Raw genomic sequence first — 19,168 nt, 5'->3', positions numbered from 1 at the left:
CCGCTGCGAGACTTCCAGTAATTTATTCTTCCGCGCCAGTTCCTCCAGGAGAATAGCGTTGCTCAGTATCTGTGCGGTTTGTGAGATAATAATGCCGGCGACCCGGCAGATATTGTCGCTGAATGCCTCTTTTCCGCGATGGCGCACCAGGGTGGTCAGGCCGATAATCTCGCCGCGAGCCATCATCGGAAAACAGACCACCGCCTGATAATTGCCGCCGTCAGCAGCGAGGCCGGGGAAGCGGTCATCGCTCTTGATTTCATCAATCTTGAGAATCGCCTTGTTCTTGAGCACCCAACCGGTAATCTGCTCATTTAATTGATATGGTATTTCTCCGTTAGATTGGTTTTTGCGCACTACCGTGGTCAGTTCCGCCTTCTTCTCGGCCGTTATAAGGCTGATAATCCCCTGGTCAGCAGTGGAAAGAGTCACCAACTCATCAATGATAATTGACATGATATGGTTGGTTTCGCGGGTGCGGCTGACCTTATCGACCACACGGTTGATACTGCGCAGTTCTTCCAGCGCTGATTGCAGCCGCTCGATTTTCGGCTCATCATTCATACCAGATTCTCCGGGGATGATTTTCGGGTCAAATCTAAATATAAAGAAGTTGATATTCATGTCAAGGGTTATGCAAGGCAGATAGCAGGTATCCAGCGCGCCATCAATACTGGATAAGAACTACCCATCATCAATTGAGGTAGATAACTTTCATGTCACCCGCTCAGATTGCGCGGCAACATCTTAGCGACAGAAGGCGCTCGTGGCGCAGTCGGCATTGCTCTTGCAATAGCACTCCTCGAAACGGTCAATGGCGGTGAACCAGTCACCGTCAAAAAATCAAACTTAATCACAACCTAACCATTTAAGGAGGAGGTTACAGATGAGAATCGGAACATTTATTACCCTGACGCTCTGCGCCCTCTGCCTGGGGGTAGTCGGCTGTCAGAAGGAGATGCCGACCCTGTCAAACAACGACAGATCTCTTGAAAGCGCCGACCAGGAGTTCAACGAGCTGTTTGCGGCGTCAAGTCTCACGGCCGATTTCCAGGCGCCGGCGCCGCTGGTCGATGTCGCTTTTGACGACAAGGCGCTTCGTTTCTGGCCCTACACCGGCGACGATTTCTCGGGACAGCCTCAGGACCCGGTGAACCTGATTTTCGTAGGACAGGCTGACCCGCGTGATATCCGGGCGGCGTTGATGTCGCTGGATGGCGACCGGTCCGCCTTCGGATTTCCGCCAGCCGCCCCCTTCAACGCCACCTGGGATGACGCTATCGGCGATGTCCAGACCGGCTACGCCGAGAATATCGGCTGGCTGGGGGGAGTAGTTCAACTCGCCTGCGGCGATTATGGACCGGCGCGCTTCCATTTGCGGCTCTTTAAAGCCGGGGAGTGGACAATCGGTAACGCCCATTTCGAGATTCTGATTCCCGGAACCACCGACCATCAGGTTATCAACTGGGAACTAGCCGAACAGCTGGTCATTGCCGATTTCATCCGCAGCGGACTGCTTGACCCCAATATCCCGATGATTCCGGTTGGAAGCATTAATGACGCCCCCTTCCGGACCATCCCGGCAATTATCTACAACGGGCTGCCGGTGGAGCTACGCGCCGCTATTGGCGGACCGCTGGGGGATGTAAGCGAAGATGTTCCTATCGGCACTGACGGTCAGGCCTTGATTCTGAATCTGGCGCAGAAAGTGACGCGGGCTTCAGAAGTGCGAACGCAGGATTTTGTCATCGATTTCAATCAAACCATTCCCAAGCCGTTCTGCGCCTCATCGGCGTACGACTACCTCTATGTTCAGGGACCGGTGCATCTGACGCAGACAGTGGAATGGACTGAAAGCGGCCGCTACAAATTTCGTTTCTTCGCCAGCGGCACCCTGACGGTGGTGCCGGTGAATCCTTTGACCGGCGAACCGACCGGCGCGCCGATGCTGGCCGAAGTGCGGGAGATTCACTCCGGATATATGGTTGGCACCCGATGGGAGGCGCTCGGCTCCAAATACCAGAAGCTGGGGCTGTCAACGGATCCGAATAGCGGCAAACTGTTTAGCCGTCTGGTGGTCCGCTCCAGCGGAGTCAACGGTTTTCTGGAGGAGGTTCGCTGCTATGACAGCGATTGGCAGCCGGTTTCTTCAAAATTGGGAGCGGCCGGTTTGACCGGAGCGGCATGCGAAGCTTTTTGAACCAGGCAAAAGTCAGGCAAGGGGGCTCCTGACTGAGTTAATGAATCATTGAACCTGAAAGGAAGGTGAGTAAGATGAAAGAAGTGAAATCAAGAAAGTTGTTGGGTGTCGCCTTGACGCTTCTTCTGGCAGCAGTTGGTAATGACAGCCGGGCGGAAGGAAGACTTTTGGAGAGCTCCCGCCACTCTGAATTCAGCCTTAGCGTCTCCAAAGCGAGCTTCAGCCATGAAAACGAACTCACTCTAACAACATCTGCGTTGATTCTTCGCGGACAGGCAGAGCTTCCCGGCGGTTTCTATTTTGTGGGAGAACTGCCGTTCTCTCATTACGACCTCGGCGGCAATAGCAGCCGCGAAGCGGAACTCCTGTTCGGCAATCCCTATCTTGGTTTTCGCTTCGAATTACCAGGCTCTTCGCCACTCTTCGGTCTCGGATTCCGACCTTCTTTGATTTCAGAGGAGAACGACAAGACCGGTGCCATGTTTATTGGCGCTTTCAGCGACTTTGAGCAATTCGAAGCTTATCTGCCGGAAGTGACTACAGTTTACGCATCAGGCGGATACAAAATTGTTTCTCTTTCGGGATATTCTATCAGGATGCTGCTGGGACCTGCTCTGTATCTCATCAGCGAAGAGGATGATGAACTTCTGGCGCAAGGGACTATCGAATTTCTCTACGAAAAGAATCGATATAATTTCGGAATCGGTCTGGGTTCAAAAATCTGGCTGACCGAAAGTGACTTGGATTTTGGAGAGAGGAATCTGCAATACTTCAAATTCAGACTCGGCGTCAGCTTCGACCGGCTAACGCCCTGCCTGCATCTGACAGCGCCGCTTGATGAGGACTTCATTTTGGGAGTCCGACAGAATCTCAACTACGTTTGGGGAATCGATTTGAAGGTAGCGCTGGACAAATAGAGCGCAGACAGCCACAACTCCATCCTACCGCCTTCGGATAGAGCCATTGAATGGCTCTCCGGCGGCGGTCAATTTTTTTAGAGATGGCAATCCCCCTTAATATGACGATTTCGATGTACTTATCCTGACCTTTTGCTCAAAACTCTGGCACTGGTTCATTATTGAACGGCACAAGGGGCTTGAAACAGGGCGCAAAAAGAAGTTTGTGTCCGAGTAAGGTCTTCTGAAAACAGGCTTTACGCAATCATTCCGGTACCGGCACGGAATTTGGATATAGATATAGGCTGTTGTCTAAATTTTTGGGATCGGACCTTTTGCAGGAGGAGATATGTCTGGAACATTGAAGTCACATGTAGTACTGCGTAAGATAGAGTATTTTGTCTTTGGCTTGCTGCTCTTTACGGCGCTGGCGCCGGGGAATGCGCTGGGGGTGCCGCAAGGTTTGTCGGCCGCCGCCGCCACTCCCAATTCGGTGACCTTGACCTGGACGGCGCCGGGTGATGACGGCTCCCTGGGGCAGGCGTCACAGTATGATATTCGTTACTCATTGACACCGATAACCGATGCCAGCTGGAGCAGCGCCACTCAAGTATCAAATGAGCCGGCGCCGCAACCGGCCGGGTCGATTGAAACTTTTGACGTTACCGGTTTGCAGCCAAGCACCACTTATTATTTTGCAATCAAAACCGGCGATGAAGTCCCCAACTGGTCGGCATTATCCAATGTAGTCACCAAGGCGACCACGGCGGAAGTGACCCCGCCGTCGGCAATTACCACTCTGGCGGCAACCAGCTCCACCACCAGCAGTGTCACCTTATCCTGGACGGCTCCGGGCGATGACGGCAATGTCGGCACGGCGGCGCAGTATGATATCCGCTATTCGACCGCTACAATAACTGATGCCAACTGGAACAGCGCGACCCAGGCGACCGGCGAGCCGACGCCGCTGGCGGCAGGCAGCGCCCAGACTTTTGTCGTCAACGGTCTGCAGGCGAATACTACCTATTATTTCGCCATCAAGACAGCGGATGAAGTCCCTAACTGGTCGGCCCTTTCCAATATTGCCTCGCGGGCGACATCAAGTGAAACTACACCTCCCTCGGCTATTAATTCACTTGCCGCCACTACCGCCACCGCCAACTCCGTCACCCTGACCTGGCTATCGGTCGGCGATGACGGCACCTTTGGAACCGCTTCGCAATATGACGTTCGTTACTCCACCGACTCCATCACCGCGGCGAATTTCAATGCCGCAACTCAGGCAACCGGCGAACCGACTCCGAAACCGGCCGGGCAGAACGAATCTTTCACGGTAACCGGTTTGAATCAGGGAACAAAATATTTCTTCGCCGTGAAGGTTGCTGATGAAATTCCCAACTGGTCAGGCATCTCGAATGTTGTAAGCCGGAGCACCGTTGACCAGACACCGCCGGCGCCGATTCAGGACTTGAGCGCCGAAACCGGTATCGAAAGCGGCGAAATCAATCTAACCTGGACTGCCCCCGGCGATGATGGTACCCTGGGGCGCGCCACTGAATATATTTTGAAATTCTCGCAGAGCCTGATTACCGAGCTCAACTGGAACAGCGCCGCCTCGTACGCCGCCGTTCCGACCCCGCTGTCGTCAGGGACGATAGAATCGATGACCATGGAGGGTCTTACGCCGGGGGAGTATTACTATGTGGCGGTGAAAGCCTGCGATGAAAACAGCAACGCCTCGCTCATTTCAAATCTGACATACTGCCAGGCGCAGGTGGAGATTTCCACCGACGATAACGATATGCAGGTGCAGCTTCTGAGCCCCTCGTCATTTGTTAATCTCCATTCATCGAAACCGACTCTGACCGTTGCCAATATTAATGCTTTAAGCGCCAATCGGTACTACTTCGAAGTAGCGACCGACTCCTTCTTCATCAACCTGGTCGTCACCTCTCCTCCTGTCCCCCAGGAGGAGGGGGCGACTACCTCCTGGAAAGTGGATGAAACCCTGAAAGGAAATCAGACTTACTTCTGGCGGGCGCGCGCCAATGACTTCAGTTATAGCGCGGTCGCCGGTTTTTCTCTCAATCCGGCAACCCATGCCTACCCCAATCCTTATAATCCCCATCTGAACGCCAATGTCACCTTCACTGACTTGCCGTCAGGCGCGGACCTGGTGCTGATGACAGTCTCCGGTTCAACCGTTCGGAGCTGGAGCAATTTGTCTGGTGATGACCTCACCTGGGACGGCACCAACGATTCCGGAGAACCGGTTTCCTCCGGCACCTATCTCTGGTTTCTGAAAGGTTCCGAGCGGAACGGAAAACTGGTGATAGTGCGTTAAACGACCCCTCCGCATTGACCAAATCAGGGGCTTAACAAGATAGTGTCCCGGTTTGCTTCGATTGTCTAAAACGCCCAGGGTCGGCAATCGTATCAAATGATGAATTAACTATTTAATCATTGGAATCCGAAAACAGGGGAGAATCCGAAGTCAACTTTCACTTGGATCAAAGGGGATGAGTCGTTATAATTCTCCATATTTCTGAGTTCGGTAAAGGTGTCCAAGTGCGTTTTTTACTGCGAGCGATTCTCTTAAATACCGGCATTGCGCTTCTGGCTGTCGTCTGCGCGGTCGGCTCAGACAGTGTGGGCTTTGCTGTTATAGGGGATTTTGGAAGCGGCAGCGCCAATGAAGCGGCGGTGGCGGCGATGGTTGCGCAGTGGATTTCTGATTTTGTGGTGACCACCGGCGACAACAGTTATGGGACAAATTCCATCGATTTCAATATAGGCCAGTTTTACAGCCAGTATATCGGAGATTATACTGGAATCTATGGTGCCGGCGCCGATACTAATCGCTTTTTTCCTTCCCTGGGGAATCATGATTACACTGATGGGGGAGGTCTGACCGCTTATCTCAACTATTTCTCACTTCCGGGCGCCGGCGTGCTATCGAGTTTGTCGTCGAATAATGAGAGATATTATGATGTAATCATCGAACCGGTGCATTTTTTCATTGTCAACAGCAATATCCTGGAGCCGAGCGGTATCAGCAGTACTTCTGCGCAAGCCCAGTGGCTTCGAAATCAGTTAGAGACATCGGTCCAACCCTGGAATATTGTGGTGATGCATCACGCGCCGTTTTCCTCATCGACCAGTCACGGCTCTACTCCCGTAATGCAGTGGCCTTATGAAGAATGGGGGGCAGACCTGCTGTTATCGGGGCACGATCATACCTATGAGCGAATTCATCGGGATGACGACGGTGACGGCAATCAATTTCTGTATTTTGTGAATGGTTTAGGCGGACGCTCGATTTATGGGTTTCCGGTGAGCGGATTTGTTGCGGGTAGCATGGTCCGTTATAACGGCAACTATGGCGCAATGGTCATTAATGCCAGTCATGATACTCTACGAAGCTATTTCTGGTCTATTTCCGGATATCCCCCGGGGACTTTGATAGACTCCGTAGTCCTAATAAACAGGGATGATTGCTGTGTGGTGGCGGGCGATGCCAACAACAGCGGCAGCATCAATATGCTCGATATCACCTTTCTGATCTCCTATCTATACAAATCAGGGGGAGTATCCAATTGCCCGGATGGGATGAACGCCGATGGTGATGGTCCCATCAACATTATCGATATTGTGCGTCAAATTGATTTTCTTTATAAAGGAGGCGGCAGTCCAGCGTGCCCTCTTTAGGCGCCGAAAAGAACTGAAAAGGGGAGGCGTCTATCTCTTCCTTGCTCTCCGTTTCGCCAGCGCCCGCGCTTTGCGCTCCGCCGCTTCACCATCGCCATCACCACTTTCCTTTATCTGCTTGGCAAACTTATCGAGCGCCTTATCGACCAGGTCAAATACGGAACCTTTGGTGAAGCCTCCTTTGGGAAGTTCTTTTCCGGCCGGCTTGCCGGTCAGTATTTCAATCCCTTCTTCTATGGTCGCAATCGGATATATATGGAATCGATTCTTCGCCACCGCTTCGACCACTTCCGGTTTTAAGAGCAGCTCCGGCACATTCTGCCGGGGAATTATCACGCCTTGCTTGCCGGTCAGTCCTTTGATTTTACAGACATCAAAGAAGCCTTCAATCTTCTGATTGACTCCCCCTATCGGCTGTATCTCACCTTTCTGATTGACCGACCCGGTTACCGCTATTCCCTGGTCGATTGGCGCGTTTGATAATGCCGAGAGAATCGCATAAACTTCTGTCGATGATGCCGAATCGCCGTCCACTCCCGAGTAAGATTGCTCAAAGCAGATAGAGGCCGACATCACCAGCGGTTTGTTGCGGGCGAATTTACCCCGAAGGTATCCGGAAAGCACCAGAACTCCTTTATTATGGATAGGACCGGAAAGCTCCGCCTCCCGCTCAATATTGATAACGCCGGCCCGTCCGACCGAAGTCCGGACGGTGATGCGGGTAGGACGGCCGAAACTATGCTCGCCGGTATCATAGACGGAAAGCCCGTTTATCTGCCCCACCGCTTTTCCTTTCACGGAGACAAGGTAGAGTTCCTTTTCATACATCTCCTGAATCTTATCTTCGATGAGATTGACTCTCTCGGTGGCATGCCGGACGGCGCAGCGGACATCCACGCCGGTCACAACTTTATGATTCTTCTCCGAAGCGCAAAGCGACGCCTCGCGAATCAGGTCGGAAATGTTGGTGAAGCGGGTGGAGAGGCGGTCTTTACGACCCGCCAGGCGGCATCCGTATGCCAGCACTTCTTCCAGTCCGGAGAGTTCGAACGGTGGGAGGTTTTCGCTGTCTGTCACCTTTCTTACGAATGAAACATATTCGCGCACGGCGCGGTTGCTGAAAGGCATAACATGGTCAAACTCCGCCTTGATTTTGAAAATCTTCTTGAAATCTTCTTCGTAGCTGAGCATCATGTCGTAGAGACGTCGCTCCCCAATCAAGACCACTTTCAGTTTAATCGGAATCGGTTCCGGTTTTAATCCGGAGCCGGCCATCATATAAAACGGGTCAAAACTGCCGATTTCCAGCTGTTCGCTCAGGAGGGTTCGTTTGAGAGGATGCCAGACTCCCGGCTCGGTGAGAAGGTCCATGGCGTTAATGACCAGGAATCCTCCCAGAGCTTTCAGTATGGAACCGCTGCGGATCCGGGTGAAATCGGTGCGCCAGTAGCCGTAGCGGTCCACGACTCTTTCCGTGGCGCCAAAAAGGTTTCGATAAGTGGGGGAGTGCTCGATGACAATAGGGGCGGTTTTGGTCTCGGAATTATCGAGAATCAGATTGACGGCAAATTCCTCGAACGGTTCTTTTTTGCGGAAAGGCGGCGCCTCTTCTTCTCCCCGCCGGGGACCGGCTTCGCGGAAGCGGTCGAGGTCGCTGAGAAGCGCCTCCTGCACCGCATCAAGATAAGCGACTACCTTTGAGTCGGCATATTTCTTCTTTAGAACATCAATCTTGTCTATGACCAGCGGGGCGATGAGGGAGTAATCGAGTTTCTCCAGAGCCTGCTCCAGTTTTGCGGCGAGTTTTTTGACCTCAAGTTCGACAATTCCCATTTCGCGATGCAGCTTTTCATATTTCTTGCCCAACTCTTCGAATCGGTCGGCGGCAAATTTCCCTTCCCTGACCAGTCGCTCCAACCGTTCCATCGGGGCCGGCTCGCCATCAACGAGAGGCTGAAGCTCATTGCGGACCCCCAGGGCGACCTGCAGCTGCACCATGACAAATCCGTCAGCAATCATCTTTTTCTCGAACTCATCGATAAGGAGTTTCTGACGGGAGGTGAAATCGGAGCCGATGCGATTGCGTCTGTCTTTATAGTCCTCGCTGAGAAAAATTTTCGGAACCGATTTGCGCAATGTGGAGATAGAGTACTCCATATCGCGCTTGAACTGCCGCCCGAGTCCGGCTTTGAATACCAGCGCCAGGGGGGAATCGGGGTCGCGGAAGTTGTTGACATAGCAGATATCGGAGAGTTCCGGCTTGACCGTATCAAGCTCTTCTAAGATATGCTTGATAGTGGTGGTACGGCCGGTGCCTACCAGCCCGGTAACGAAAATATTGTATCCGCGGGTATGAATCTTCAGTCCCAGGTCGATAGACTTTATGGCTCGGTCCTGCCCGATGATATTCTTGCAGGGAGGGATATCCCGGGAAGAGATGATTTTCAGTTTCTTGAGATTTATATTGGGGGTCAGGTCGGACGGTTTGAGACTATTATGTTTAGTAGCCGGCATGGCACCTCCTGTCAGATTTTGGGGTAATATAGTCTCCACTGCCGTTTAAAACAAGCGGACTTGACAAAATGATGGATGGTATTATATTAGCCGCTCGTTGGATTTACTGGCGGTATCGTCTAGTGGCCTAGGACGGGTGGTTCTCAGCCATCAAACCGGGGTTCGATTCCCCGTACCGCTATTTTTATTTTCCCCCGCTGACGCAAAAATGACAAAAAAAAACGGCCGGAAAGATTCCCGGCCGTTTGAGTGGGGATGAACAGAATTTAGAAATTGAGTATCTTCTCCACTTCCGCCTTATCCACATCCATCACATACTGGATGCCGCTGATTACCGAAGCCTCTTTGGTGAGGGCCCAGATATCATCACGTGAAATATGATTCATGGCGAATTTGCGGGTTCCGGCCATTAACTGGCGAAGTCCCTGCGCCAGACGCTCATAATAGGTGTACAAGCCGAGGGCGCCGGTGGGGATTTTCTCGAAGGCGGCATCCCCCAGCTCCTTGCGCAGGTCATGAGCCGTGACAAAAATTTCGTCAATACTGTTGCCGAATCGTTCGACATAAACCGGCAGCTGGTTTTCGTCGATAGTCCTGCCGATGGTCTTGCCGACCATGGCTGCCGCAATCGGTCCGCGCGCCATACCGACCAGTTTGACAAAGGGTGCGCCCAGAGCCAGTCCTTTGAAAATCTGGTCTTCAAAGGTGAAACCGCCGGCGACGGCGAGCGCCGGAACATGCTTCCCCTTGTCGGCGAGTTTTTTGGCGTAGAAGTACAGCATGGAATGAAGTTCCACCGGCGGCACGCCCCATTCGTTCATCATCCGCCAGGGGCTCATACCGGTGCCGCCGCCGGCGCCGTCAACCGTCAGCAGGTCGATTTTGTACTTCGATGCAAAAGCAATCGCGCGCGCCAGGTCAGCCGGACGATAGGCGCCGGTCTTCAAAAATACATATTTGGCGCCGGCGTTGCGAAGTTCCTGAACCCGGGTGGCAAAAGATTCTTCGGTCACCATGCCGACACGGGAATGCCTTTCAAATTCTTTGAATGCGCCCCGCTCAAAGGCTCTGATTACATTCGGGTCGGTCGGATTGGGAAGGACGACGTACCCTCTTTCATACAGAGTCTGGGCTTTTTTCAGGTTGCGGATTTTAACTTCGCCGCCGATATTCTTGGCGCCCTGTCCCCACTTCAGTTCCACTATATGCACACCCAGTTTCTGAATGGCATATTCCTGGACGCCGAGACGGGTATCTTCGATATTTGCCTGCACAATAATGGCGCCATAGCCATCCCGCATATGGTCCTTATAGAGATTGACTCGTCTCTTCAGGTCAACCGTATCGACCACCCGGCCATTCTGTATGACCGATTCCATATCCATACCGACCACATTTTCGCCGATAGTCAAGCCGGTGCCGGCAAGCGCCGAACCAATCGCCAATCCTTCCCAGTTGTTCTTGGCGATATCGGTGGAGCCGATACCGGGAATTATCCAGGGAAGACGGAATTTGACTCCGTTATCATGACCGAAATGGACTTCGAGGTTGACATTGGGAAATATCGCTTTATCGCTGTCGGCTTCAATACCGTGCGCCCCGACAGCGGTGCCGCTGATATTGAAGTGGGAGTAATCAACCGGATAGATTTTCTCGCCGGCGGTGGTGATGACGCCGAACGGCTGGGGATAGATAACCTCATGTCCGCGATAGGCTGATTTGCCGATTTCGCACATGCCGACGCATCCGTCCACGCAGGTGACGCACATTCCGGAGACGGGCACGACCGAGTGCTCAGTTCTGTTCTTTGTCAGGGTCGCCGCCGTGGCATTTACTCTCGAGTAAGTCATTTAATTAGTCCTCCTATACTTTCATCATATTATTTCTTGATTATTTCACAGGCGACACAGGGGTCCATATAGCACATCATATCGTCAAACTGCTCCTTGATGTAGCAAGGGGGATGAATATTGGCGCATCCGCCGCAAATAGCCTTGTCGGGCTCAGTGTAGGTGCAGCGCAGCTGGCAGGCGGGACAGACATACATACATCCTCCGCACAGGCGGCACTGCTCCGAGCGGATATCGAAGGGGGTTCCGATACTCCGCTTCTCGCCCCGCCCGCGGAATCCTATCGCCTTTGCCATCATCTGCTCTTCGCACATCCGAACGCATAATCCGCAGAGAATACAATCTTCATGCTCCTGGCGGAATCGCTGCTGGCGAACCTGAAACTTGGAGGCTAAATCCTGAATCACTTTGGATTGAGGGCAAGATGCCAGCAGAAGTTCCAGAATCATCATGCGCGCCTTCATCACCCGCGATGAAGCGGTTCTGACAATCAATCCTTCCTCGGCGCGATAAGTGCAGGAGGTGACCAGACGGGATTTTGGCTCCTGTCCGATTTCGACAACGCAGAGACGGCAGGCGCCGTAAGGGGAGAGGCCTTCCATATGGCAGAGGGTCGGAATCGGGAATCCGAGAAAGCGGGCCGCCTCCAGGACGGTGGTGCCATCCTCTACGGTAACTTCAATGCCGTTTATATTAAGAGTGACCATAAATCTTAACCTCCTACTTGAATCTGTTTTTTCTCCGGTGTCGGAGGCTTGGTGAATTCGAGGTCGCAACGCAGGCAGCGACAGGCTTCGCGGGTCGCTTCCTTTACGGTCAGCGACATTTCGACCTCGGCGAACCCCCGTTTGCGCCACTGCACGGCGGCGCGCGGAGTATCGACCCTGGTTTCCATCGCCAGCGGCTGGTCGCAAGCCGGAGCCGGCTCGACATAGATTTGCGGCAGGCGGACCTGGCCCGGCTGACGGAGCGTCTCGCCGCGGATGTAGCGGTCAATCATAATTGCCGCTTTCTTCCCGGCCGCGATGGCATCGACAATGGTATTAGGTCCGGTAGTCAGGTCACCGCCGGCAAAGACGCCGGGGCGGTTGGTGCAGAGCGTTTCGAAATCGACCTTGACAGTACTGGCCTTTTCATCGGTGTCAATCTTCATCGAGCTTGCCACTGAAATACAATCGATATCGGAACCTTCGCTGATGGCGACTATAAGAGTGTCGAGAGCGGCGACAAACTCGCTTCCCGCGATTGGGACCGGTCGCCGCCGGCCGCTGGAATCAGGTTCTCCCAGGCTGTTGCGCAGGCATTGAATGCCGGTCAGACGGCCGTTGGTGGAAAGAACGCGCAGCGGCGTGACCAGGGTCTCGAGTATGATTCCCTCCTGCAGCGCGGCTTCTATTTCCTCTTCGAAAGCCGGCATCTCGTTCTGAGTGCGGCGGTAAAAGACCGTCACGCTTTCGACATCTTCCTGGCGGATAGCCACGCGGGCGGCGTCGATGGCGGAGTTTCCGCCGCCAATTACGCCAACTTTGCCGCGAGCCAGTTTCTTGCCTTGAACATTGTAACCGCGGAGAAACTGCATTGAGGGATATACTCCCTGGACATCTTCTCCTTCGATTTCGAGCCTTTTGCTCTTGTGGGCTCCGAGAGCAAGGAAGACCGATTTATAACCGTCGGCGAAAAGGCTGTCGATGCTGAATTCTTTTCCAAGGCTGGAATTCAATTTCAGTTCGACATTCTCGTCAACAAGCGATTCTATCTCTTTTTCGATGACCTCCCGAGGCAGACGATACGGCGGAATGGCGGTGAACATCATCCCTCCCGGCTTTTTCTCCGAATCAAAGACCGTCACACGATAACCGTTGAGGGAAAGATAATGCGCTGCCGTCAACCCGGCCGGACCGGCGCCGACAATCGCCACCATGGGGCTGCTGTCATCGGCATCGGCGAATCTATGCGGCTTGTAAGATGCGGGGTCGATTCGGTCGGTGACAAACCGTTTGAGAGCGCGGATAGCGACCGACTGACCGCCGCTGGCGCCGGCGCGGCAATGCTCCTCGCAGGGATGGTTGCAGACACGGGCGCAGACCGAGGGGAAAGGATTGGCTTCGCGAATGACCTGATAAGCCTGCTCGTACTCACCGCGGGCAATATGCGCCACATAACGCCAGGCTTCCGTGCCCAGCGGACAGCTCGACTGGCAGGGCGCCCCGACCAGCTCCTTGCAGACTCCCGCCGGACAGCGTTTGTGAATAATATGCTCCAGATATTCGTTGCGGAAATAGCGGATCGTGGAAAGAACCGGATTTGCCGCCGACTGCCCGAGACCGCACATGGTGGTATCTTTCACTACCAGCGCCAGTTCTTCCAGAAGTTGCAGCTTTTCGAGAGTGCCGTTCCCCTTCGAAATATCATCCAAAAGTTCATACATCCGCTGTGTCCCTTTGCGACAGGTGAAACATTTGCCGCAGGACTCATCTTTAAGGAAGTTCATAAAATACTTGGCGACATCGACCATGCAGGTGCGGTCGTCCATCACAATCAATCCGCCCGAGCCCATGATGGAACCGGCTTTGGCGAGGGAATCGAAATCGATGGGGAGGTCGAACATGCTTGCCGGAATACAGCCTCCGGAAGGACCGCCGGTCTGAATTGCCTTTATCTTGGCGTCACCGACCGGACCACCGCCAATTATGTTAATTACTTCGCTGATTTTGATTCCGAGGGGAACCTCAACCAGCCCGGTATTCTTAATCTTACCGACCAGAGAAAATATCTTGGTGCCGGTGTTGCCCGGGACACCAACTTTAACAAATTCATCTGCCCCTTTACTTATAATCACCGGGATATTGGCGAGAGTTTCAACATTGTTTATGCAGGTGGGGCAACCGCCAATCCCTTTTTCGATAGGATAAGGGGGACGCTGGCGCGGTTCGCCCATGAAACCCTCAACGGATTTAATGAGAGCGGTTTCCTCGCCGCAGACAAAGGCTCCCGCCCCCCGCACAATCTGAATATCAAAATCAACGCCGGTATTAAGTATGTTTTGTCCAATAATACCTATTTCACGCGCCTGACGGATAGCTATCAGGGAATGTTTAATGGCAAGCGGGTATTCACTACGGACATAGATATATCCCTGAGTCGCGCCGATAGCAATACCGGCAATAATCATACCTTCCAGTATTGCGTGGGGGTTCCCCTCCAGAAGACTGCGGTCCATATATGCTCCCGGGTCACCTTCATCGGCGTTGCACACGACATATTTCTGTTTTCCTTTCTTGCCCGAGCGCCGCGCCAGGTCCCATTTGCGACCGGTAGGGAATCCGGCTCCGCCCCGACCCCGCAATCCCGACTTGATCACTTCCTCGACTATCCATTCCGGGTTGAGATTGCATAGCACTTTTTCCAGAGCGGAGTAGCCGCCCTGCTCGATATAATCGAGTATGCGAATAGGATCTAATCGTTCGTTGTTTCCCAGGATGGTTCTGGTTTGCTTCTGGAAAAAAGGAATATCATTCTGGTTAACATATTTCTTTTCCGACCGCGGGTCGCGATAAATAAGGTCTTCTTCAATATATCCGCCCAGGGCTGCCTCAATTACTTTCGGAACATCGTCCATCTTCAATTTCGGATACAGATTGCGGCCCGGCTGAACCAGAATAAAAGGGTCCATTTCGCAGAAACCCTGACAGCCGGTTATTCTAAAGGCGATTTTCTCTTGAAGATTATGTTCCAGAATATATCTCTTGATAATCCTGATAATGTCATTCGCTCCGCTGGCTTGCCCCCCGGTGCCGGCACAAACCACCAGCGTCGGCATGTCGTATTTCAGGTCTCTTTCAATCAGAATTCGACGGCGGAAATCTTTGAATTCTGCTGTAGATGCAAGTCTCTTCATTCTTTCAAGTCCTCCATAGTTTCTCCGCCCATTGTCAATAAACCAGGGCGCTGCTCAGGTCGAGCAGATGCCCTTTGCAACCTTTGCGCGAACAAATTTGAACTATCCCACCGCCGCGAACAATCATCGGAACCATAGGGGCGTTGCACTCGCCGCACTTGGAACCGCCAAGCAATTCGGCGTGACAGTAGGGACAGAAAAATTGCACAAGGGTTTTGAGTGGTATTTCGTATTCGGATTCAGTGTTGTAACTTCCATAAAGACTCGATAGCGCTAACCACCCGTGTTTGTGGTCAAACGCGACGGTAACCCTGATGGAAGGGTGCCCATCTATAAGGTGTCGCGGGTCCATAAGAGTATGATTACAGCGGGCGCAACTGACGTCTATGGGGAAAATGCGCTGGTCGGTAACTATTTCGACACGGTCCAGACCTGACCGCGCTTTATCAAGTATATCTCTTACCATATTGGGTCGGACTTTTGAGAAGTAATGCCCGTCAATGACCACAATCGGTCCGAGAGCGCATGCCCCCAGGCAGTTGACAGTTTCAAAAGTGAATTCCTGGTCCGGGGTAGTATTACCGGCCTGGATGCCCAGCTGCTTTTCTATCTCGAGCGCTACGGCAGGTCCGCCGCGAACATGGCAGGCTGTACCCAGACAGACCGATATCAGATGCCGCCCCCGAGGCTTGAGACTGAATGCCCGATAGAAAGTCGCTACCCCATACACATCAACTAACGAGCGACCGGTCTTTTCTGCCACCATTTTGAGCGCTTCCGGGGGCAAATATCCGTACTTGGATTGAATCTCCTCGAGTGAGGCTATAATCCCTCCGTGCGCGCCTCCGTAACCGTCTATGATTTCGGCGAACATTTCGCAGTATTGAATCGGACCTTCACGTCCCTGGCGATAGGTGCAGGTGGCGAAGTAGTTACAGGTCGAGCAGAGATCTGTAACAGCGCTGTTTGAATTCATCAATCATTCCTCCTCAAAGTCATCCTCCCGGGTTGTATCAGGAAGTATTTGAAGTCATATAAGAATCTCATCCGAAGCGACGATTGAAATTGAGATAAATCTGACAGGGACGGTGTTCTTGACCGGACAAATCTCGAGGACTAAGCCAAAGCCCCCAACCTCCCAAGCAACGAATATCTCCACCTCGGAGTATCATTTGTACAAAACTATAGGCATTTTCTCAAAGATAGAGCAATTAGTGTACCATAACATATATGCCATCTTAATCAAAACGGAGCTTCTCCGCAAGAGGAAAACGAACTTGATTTTGTCCCCTGTAAGCTGTTGCCGATAATAAACTTGAATTTACCTGTCAGGGACGACAAAAAAGTGTAGTATTACGATAGGAGTTTGTGATTTTTGTTATTAAGTGAGGAATTATTACCCGGCGAGTAGATTCTCACCTGAGGAATGCCCGTACTCGCCAGATTCCTTGCTGGTCAGCAAATGATGGATATTGACCTGGTTAACCAGGGATGAAAAAGGTTCAACCTCCAGAATCAGACGCACCGCTTACAGCTCAAGCATACTCTTCGCAATGCCAGACCCCTTCGGCGGGACGGATGAAAACACAACTGGACAGTTTCTGGCAGTTGACACAGAGCCCTTTGGCGTCGGTACTCACGGTCGTCCCGACGGCCAAAGCTGTCTCAAGTTTCGGCGCCGGAGAATCGGTGGCGGCGAGGTATTCTTCGCAGAACTGTATCGCTCCCTGGTGCTCGCTGAAGAATACGCAGGTCTGAACAGAATCACAGGTAGCACAGAGGCTGACCGGTCCTATCGCAGGCGGCGCCGGACTCTCGCGGTCAGTAACAATTCTTTCGGTAATTCGTTTAGGCATCAGTCTCTCCCAATTTTTTTGGCTGCTTTCATCTCTCTGCAATTTATTAATGGCAATTGCTGTGCCGAAAAAATGGAGAGTCGGGTCAGAGACCAACGAACTCAAAAATAGATTGGCTGTTCCACTATATAACTACTCTAATATATTGCGGGGTGGCGATTAAATGGCTTGGAAGGGTATATTAGACCAGTGCTGTCTAATTTGAATAGCGCGCGGGGATAATTTCACCGGTGGGTAAAAATTACCCGCTGCCAATCAACCCATCCAGCAGTAAAGAACCAAGCCTGTTCACTTGAGTTTTTGACTTTATCAGCCAAAAGGGATATATTTGGGTTTTTCCGCAGGATAAAGAATGTCTGATAAGAGTTCTGGAGAGCATCACTGGCCCACCCCGACCATATTGCTTTTTTTTTGCTTGATAGCCGGGTTTCTCTACCTTTGCCATCTGCTTGAAGTTAAACAGGACGATGCCTATATATCATACCGCTATGCCGCCAATTTCCTGAATGGAAATGGATTGGTGTTTAATATCGGAGAGCGGATTGAGGGGTACACTAATTTCCTCTGGGTGATACTGATATCGCTGATAAATCTGATAACAGGGGTCAAGTATGAATTGATTACCGGCGTTCTGGGTCTGGCTTGTGGAGTGTCGCTGTTTGGGCTTCTTTTTCTGCTGATTGCGACTCACTATCAAAAAGGGGAATGGCTTTGCTTTCTGAGCGGTTCGCTGTTACTTATTGCCAGCCCGGCGTTGCCGTACTGGTCAACCTCCGGTATGGAGAGCGCGGCTTTTGCCCTGGCGACCCTGGGCGCCCTTCTGGCTGAGTACCGAAAACCGTCACTAACCCCATGGCTTCTGGCTATTGCCACCTTGCTTCGTCCTGATGGCGTTGTGCCGCTCGCTGCGATTTTGCTGTATCGCCTGTATCGAAACCGGAGATTTCCCTGGAAGCTTCTCCTGATATACGGAGTTCTGCTTCTTCCTTATGCCCTGTTCAAGTTAGCGTACTATGGAGAGCTTCTACCGAATTCATTCTACGCTAAGAGCGGCGTGGGACTGGAATATATAGTCAGCGGACTGGAGTATGTATGGTTTTATTGCACCACCGCCGGTCTGTACGGTTTGGTATTCCTGATTCCAATAGCGGCGGCGCCGTTCCTCTGGAAGCGGTATTCTCTTCTATATATCTACATTGCCGTCTCTCTGCTCTATATTGTTTGGATTGGAGGAGATGTCTTGAAAGTCTATCGCTTCTTCGTGCCGCTTCTGGCGCCGCTATCCCTTCTCTTCGGGTTGGGAATGGTGGCGCTGGTGGAAAGAGCGTCAAGGCGATGGCGCGCGGCTGCGAAAATGGCTAAGCCGATTACGGTGGTATTATTGACGGGACTTTCGGGTTTCAGTTTTTATCGGGGGTATAATCATACCATGACTTATCGACATCTGGAAAAAGCGCTGGTGGGGAAGATGGAATATGCCTCGATGATGCTTCGGAGATATATGGGAACCGATTTTACGATTGCGGCGAGCACCATCGGGATGCTCGGGTACGCTCTTCCGGGACACAGAGTCATCGATATGCTCGGTCTGACCGACCGTCATATTGCTCGTAATCCGGAGCATATCCCCGGCTTGCAATCTACCTGGAAAGAGCGCCGTTTCAACTCGCGGTATCTTCTGGAGCAATCGCCCGATTTCATTTTTTTCTCGACCGAATATAAGCCGTCGGCGCCGGCGGAACAGGCTCTGTTTCTCCACTCCGAATTTCGCAAGAATTACTTTCCTATCGGTTTTCCCAGAGAGAATGTGATGCGCTGGGTTTCGCTCTATAGAAGATGGGGCAAAGTTGATATGACGCGGGATACTGTCCTACCGGAGGTTGGCTTTCCGCAGAATCTTAAAGCCGGTTTCGACAATTACAACGCCGGCGAATTTGTTGACGCCATTCTCTGCTTTGAGCAGGCGCGGCAATTTTTGGGGGAGGATTATTTTCTACTGAATTACGGGATTGGGCGGGCTTTTTACCGTTTGAATTATATCGATAGCGCCAAATATTATTTCAATCGGGCGGTCAGCCTGAATGAATATGACTGGCATTCCCGTTATTTTCTGACAAGGATAGCGATTGACCAGAATGATACCGCCGCGGCAAATCATCATGCCCTTGCTATTGCCCGTCTGGCGCCGTGGCTTCTGGAAGAAGCGCGCCGTCAGGGAATCGGGCTTCAGGAAGGATTGGAGGAGT

The 19,168-nt window shown here is 52.3% G+C and carries 12 protein-coding genes and 1 tRNA gene; 6 read left to right on the top strand and 7 right to left on the bottom strand.

Annotated elements, in window-relative coordinates; translation table 11 throughout:
• A partial coding sequence (locus AB1690_08710) for a GAF domain-containing protein (protein MEW6015389.1) occupies positions 1–564 on the bottom strand: 564 nt, incomplete at its 3' end.
• Positions 565–886: 322 nt separating this feature from the next.
• Between AB1690_08710 and AB1690_08705 the strand changes: the two genes are divergently transcribed.
• From AB1690_08705 to AB1690_08690, 4 genes are all read left to right on the top strand, one after another.
• Positions 887–2,200 carry a hypothetical protein gene (locus tag AB1690_08705; protein ID MEW6015388.1) on the top strand — a complete coding sequence of 438 codons (1,314 nt, stop codon included), beginning with the start codon at positions 887–889 and terminating at the stop codon, positions 2,198–2,200.
• Positions 2,201–2,274: 74 nt separating this feature from the next.
• Positions 2,275–3,117: a hypothetical protein gene (locus AB1690_08700; GenBank protein ID MEW6015387.1), complete on the top strand. Its 843-nt coding sequence runs from the start codon at positions 2,275–2,277 to the stop codon at positions 3,115–3,117.
• Between the two features lie 328 nt (positions 3,118–3,445).
• Positions 3,446–5,440 carry a fibronectin type III domain-containing protein gene (locus AB1690_08695; protein ID MEW6015386.1) on the top strand — a complete coding sequence of 665 codons (1,995 nt, stop codon included), beginning with the start codon at positions 3,446–3,448 and terminating at the stop codon, positions 5,438–5,440.
• 224 nt (positions 5,441–5,664) lie between these two features.
• Positions 5,665–6,804: a metallophosphoesterase gene (locus AB1690_08690; protein MEW6015385.1), complete on the top strand. Its 1,140-nt coding sequence runs from the start codon at positions 5,665–5,667 to the stop codon at positions 6,802–6,804.
• 30 nt (positions 6,805–6,834) lie between these two features.
• On the opposite strand, the gene AB1690_08685 is transcribed toward AB1690_08690, so the two are convergent.
• Positions 6,835–9,318 (bottom strand): ATP-binding protein, encoded by a 2,484-nt coding sequence (locus tag AB1690_08685; protein ID MEW6015384.1) that lies wholly within the window; start codon positions 9,316–9,318, stop codon positions 6,835–6,837.
• 108 nt (positions 9,319–9,426) lie between these two features.
• Between AB1690_08685 and AB1690_08680 the strand changes: the two genes are divergently transcribed.
• Positions 9,427–9,499: transfer RNA gene (locus AB1690_08680), tRNA-Glu, on the top strand.
• A gap of 85 nt (positions 9,500–9,584) precedes the next feature.
• Here the strand turns inward: AB1690_08680 and AB1690_08675 are convergent.
• From AB1690_08675 to AB1690_08655, 5 genes are all read right to left on the bottom strand, one after another.
• Positions 9,585–11,168, bottom strand: coding sequence for an FMN-binding glutamate synthase family protein (locus AB1690_08675; protein ID MEW6015383.1), 1,584 nt, complete (start codon positions 11,166–11,168; stop codon positions 9,585–9,587).
• A gap of 29 nt (positions 11,169–11,197) precedes the next feature.
• Positions 11,198–11,875, bottom strand: coding sequence for a 2Fe-2S iron-sulfur cluster-binding protein (locus tag AB1690_08670; GenBank protein ID MEW6015382.1), 678 nt, complete (start codon positions 11,873–11,875; stop codon positions 11,198–11,200).
• A 5-nt stretch (positions 11,876–11,880) separates the two neighbouring features.
• Complete coding sequence (locus tag AB1690_08665; protein ID MEW6015381.1) at positions 11,881–15,066, bottom strand: NADH-ubiquinone oxidoreductase-F iron-sulfur binding region domain-containing protein; 3,186 nt, start codon at positions 15,064–15,066, stop codon at positions 11,881–11,883.
• Between the two features lie 34 nt (positions 15,067–15,100).
• Positions 15,101–16,042, bottom strand: coding sequence for an NAD(P)H-dependent oxidoreductase subunit E (locus AB1690_08660; protein MEW6015380.1), 942 nt, complete (start codon positions 16,040–16,042; stop codon positions 15,101–15,103).
• Positions 16,043–16,601: 559 nt separating this feature from the next.
• A complete protein-coding gene (locus AB1690_08655) occupies positions 16,602–16,922 on the bottom strand; it encodes a hypothetical protein (protein ID MEW6015379.1) in 321 nt (106 codons plus the stop codon).
• Between the two features lie 352 nt (positions 16,923–17,274).
• On the opposite strand from AB1690_08655, the gene AB1690_08650 reads away from it, so the two are divergent.
• Positions 17,275–19,168: hypothetical protein (locus AB1690_08650; GenBank protein MEW6015378.1), on the top strand; the 1,894-nt coding region annotated here is incomplete at its 3' end.

This window comes from Candidatus Zixiibacteriota bacterium (assembly GCA_040753495.1).
GTDB lineage: Bacteria > Zixibacteria > MSB-5A5 > GN15 > PGXB01 > DYGG01.
Note: the sequence above shows the minus strand (reverse complement) of the source record. Positions and strands in the feature narration are given on the sequence as shown.